The following is a 3,620-nucleotide window of genomic DNA, read 5'->3' as shown; positions in this document are numbered from 1 at the left end:
GCAACGACAATGCAGGACTGGGCAGCGCATAGCGCTGAGTTCTTCCATCATGATGTCGACTTCCCTGACGTGATGCCCTATCTGCCGAACATGAACACTGTAACCGACCTGCAATACTTCTTCGCGGCCGTTGCTCCCAAACCTCTCTTCATATCCGAGACAAGAGAACGACGCAATTGGCCTGTCGAAGGCTTTATGCGAGTGAAGGAACTCGCGACGACCGTATATGGTCTAACTGGAAATCAAGACGCCCTTGAGGTTGTGCCTGTCGTCAGCCGCAACTGCCCTGAGGAATTCCTTACCTGGCTTAAAGAGGTGGTTAAATGAGTGAAACGATAGGCAGACCGGTACGAGTATCCAGCTTTAGCTTCTATGGCAAGCCAATCGATGAAATCGCCAATCTCGTCGATGAAGAGGGGGCAAAGGGGACGGATATTATTGTCCTCCCCGAGTCATGGCCAGACTCTGAGGTCCATGACCTCAATGCCCCCCCCATTACCCGCATGGCGGAACTGGCGAAGAAGCATAACACCTACGTCGTGTCTCCTATCTACCGTAAGGATGGGGACAGCGTTTACAACACTGCTGTGCTGCTTGACAGGCAGGGGCAGGTCGCCTTTATGTACGACAAAGCCTATCCATGCTATGAATGGGACCAGTTCCCCAACCTCAAGCCCGGTAAGGATGCGCCTGTTTATAAGGCAGACTTTGGAGTGATCGGGTTTGCAATCTGCTTTGATACCAACTTCCCGATTGTCTTCGACAGCATGGCCGCCCAAGGTGCGGAGCTAATACTTTGGCCTAGCGCCTATTCGGCGGGCACGACGCTTCAGTCGCATGCTTTGGTCAATCACTTTTACATCGTTAGCTCAACCCTCGGCAACGACTGCCTTGTGTTCGATATTAACGGCGAAAAGATACTTGATGAAAGCACCCCAGGGGTTAACATCACGCGTATTACCCTCGACCTCGACCGTGGTATCTACCACTCAAACTGGAACACAGAGCAAAAGGAAAAGCTTCTGGCAGAACACCCCGACGATGTGATGGAAGAACGATGGATGCCCCGCGAGTCTTGGTCCATCCTTAAAGCCAAGCGACCGGGAGTCTCCGCCCGCGCTTTGGCACGCGAGTATGGTCTCGAAGAGTTAAGAGATTACAAGAAGCGCAGCCTCAACACCGTTGACCAAAGGCGTGGGTTTAAGCTGCCACAAGTTGATTAAAGAAAGGAAGGAAGCCAAATGCGAATGAGTGGGAAGTTTTCAATACTACTGTTTATAATCATAGCGTTGGCCGTATCTAACATAGCGGAGGCCAAGAATATGACACTGAAGATGCGTAGCCAAGTTCTAGAGAAGAACGATAAAGGCTACAAGGTCTGGCGGGTGATCGAAAAGCCGAAAGTGGTCAAGGGCGAAGAGACTGCTATAATCATCACCGACATGTGGGATAGGCACTGGAGCCGGGCGATGAACGAACGGGTGGCCGCTCTTGCTCCTAAGATGAATGAGCTTATTAAGAAGGCACGTGCAGCAGGAGTGATTATCATTCATTGCCCATCTGATTGCACGGACTTCTATGCGAATGACCAAGCGCGCATCATGACGGTTGAAATGCCGCAAGCGCCTCCGCCCCCTGAAATCAAGCACGGTAACCCGCCCCAACCAATCGACGCATCCGATGGCGGCTCGGATACTGATGACATGGGCGGCATGCCTTGGAAGCGCCAAATCGCAACGATTGAGATCAACCAAAACAAAGACTTCATCACCGACAAAGGTACTGAGGTCTACAGCGTGCTTAAGAACAAAGGCATCAAGCAGGTGCTCATCATGGGTGTGGCGACGAACATGTGCGTGCTCGAACGCTCCTTTGGCATTCACCAAATGGTTAAATGGGGCGTCAACATTGCTCTCGTCCGTGACATGACCGATACCATGTACAGCCCCGCAATGCCGCCCTATGTCAGTCATGAACAGGGGACAGCGCTGGTAGTCGGTTTTATCGAGAAATTTTGGTGTCCTTCAATATCAAGTGCGGATATTGATGGCACAAGCAAGTGAAGAAGGTACAATAGCCAAAGCCTACACGTTTTGATCGACATTATCATTACATAAGGAAGGAACTTAAATGATCCCTATTAGCATTCAACTGTACACAGTAAGAGAGTACGCAGAGAAAGATTTCCGCGGCGCACTTAAAACACTCGCCGACATCGGCTACACTGGCGTTGAGACTGCCGGTCTTCATGGCTTCCCAACCACTGAAGTCAAGAACTGGCTGGACGAGTATGGACTGGTCTGCTCCTCAGCGCATAGCGGTATTGAGTTTACTAGTGATGCCGTTGATGAGATAGTCGCCACTGCCAAGACCCTTGGCTACAACTATCTCATTGGTGGTGTGGGTGAATGGGGTACCGTTGCTAACGTTGATAAGAACGTAGCCACATGCCGCGCTTCCGCCGCTTTGGTCAAGCCCTTCGGTATGAAAGTCGGCGTTCACAACCACTGGTTAGAACTCGACGTACTTGAAAACGGTAAGATCGGCCTCGACTACTTCCTCGAGCAGAACCCAGACGCATTCAGTGAGCTTGATATCTACTGGGCCTGTAACTTCGGCCTCGTCGATGTTCCTGCGTTCATCGCAAGGAATAAGAAGGACTTAGACCTTCTTCACATCAAGGACGGAACACTCGAACGTAACATCCCCCATACTGCCGTTGGCAAGGGTAAAGTTCCCATCGTCGACTGCCTTAAAGCTGCCGACCCCAACGTCACCAAGTGGGCCGTTGTTGAACTAGACGAATGCGCCACCGACATGTGGCAAGCCGTCAAGGACAGCTACGACTTCTTAACCAGCACCGGTCTGGTCTCGGGTAACAAGTAAGTCACGCTTATTCACGCAATAACAAAGGCTCGGAACACTAAGTTCCGAGCCTTTTCGCATTTTAGAGGCATCATCCCCTAGCCCCGCAGCTTCACGCCAAAGTTAACGATATCAGACTGACATAATATCTCCACGCTTGCTCTAAAGCGACGAGCTATTAGCGACCAATAATAAGAGTAACACTTCAGGAGGTTTCCATGAGCATCGACTACGAAGTAACTCTTAATAAACTCACAACCCCTGCCTCTTATTCAGCCAGGGTCAAACCCAAGAACACGGTTGTTCTTGATGATTTACTTACCGCCATTTCGGCTAGTTGCACGCTTGCGCCGTCGGATGTGGCCGCGACCGTCATGAACTTTATCACCCAGGTTAAGTCCGAACTCCTCAAAGGCAATAGCGTTCACATCGATGGGCTGGCGACGTTCGGTACCAGCATTTCGGCTAAGATGGCCACCCCCACCTCCGACTTGCCTGTTGATTATCAAGTCAAGGTCAACGTCAACGCTTCACGTGGTTTACTTGATGAAGTACGCGACGCGGCTAATGTGACACGTATCTCTGCGCCCAGTTTGGCGCCAGATCTGTTGACGCTCACTGCCGTCACCGGTACGCTGACTTCCCTTCTCGTCAACAACACGCTCACGCTAGAAGGAGACAGGCTCAGCTTTGACCCGAGCCATAATGACGAAGGTGTGTTCTTTGTGAAGGTCTCTGACGGCACTGCCGTCCGT

At 51.2% G+C, this 3,620-nt stretch carries 5 protein-coding genes; all 5 read left to right on the top strand.

Annotated features, from left to right (window positions below; all coding sequences use genetic code 11):
* A partial coding sequence (locus WCO51_11090) for a hypothetical protein (GenBank protein MEI6513799.1) occupies positions 1–327 on the top strand: 327 nt, incomplete at its 5' end.
* A complete protein-coding gene (locus WCO51_11085; GenBank protein ID MEI6513798.1) occupies positions 324–1,223 on the top strand; it encodes a carbon-nitrogen hydrolase family protein in 900 nt (299 codons plus the stop codon). The genes WCO51_11090 and WCO51_11085, both read left to right, overlap by 4 nt.
* Before the next feature lie 99 nt (positions 1,224–1,322).
* A complete protein-coding gene (locus WCO51_11080) occupies positions 1,323–2,063 on the top strand; it encodes an isochorismatase family protein (GenBank protein ID MEI6513797.1) in 741 nt (246 codons plus the stop codon).
* Between the two features lie 67 nt (positions 2,064–2,130).
* Complete coding sequence (locus WCO51_11075) at positions 2,131–2,886, top strand: sugar phosphate isomerase/epimerase (protein ID MEI6513796.1); 756 nt, start codon at positions 2,131–2,133, stop codon at positions 2,884–2,886.
* Positions 2,887–3,083: 197 nt separating this feature from the next.
* Positions 3,084–3,620, top strand: a 537-nt coding sequence (locus tag WCO51_11070; GenBank protein MEI6513795.1) for a hypothetical protein, incomplete at its 3' end; no start/stop codon positions are given.

Source organism: bacterium, from assembly GCA_037131655.1.
Classification (GTDB): Bacteria; Armatimonadota; Fimbriimonadia; order Fimbriimonadales; family JBAXQP01; genus JBAXQP01.
Note: the sequence above shows the minus strand (reverse complement) of the source record. Positions and strands in the feature narration are given on the sequence as shown.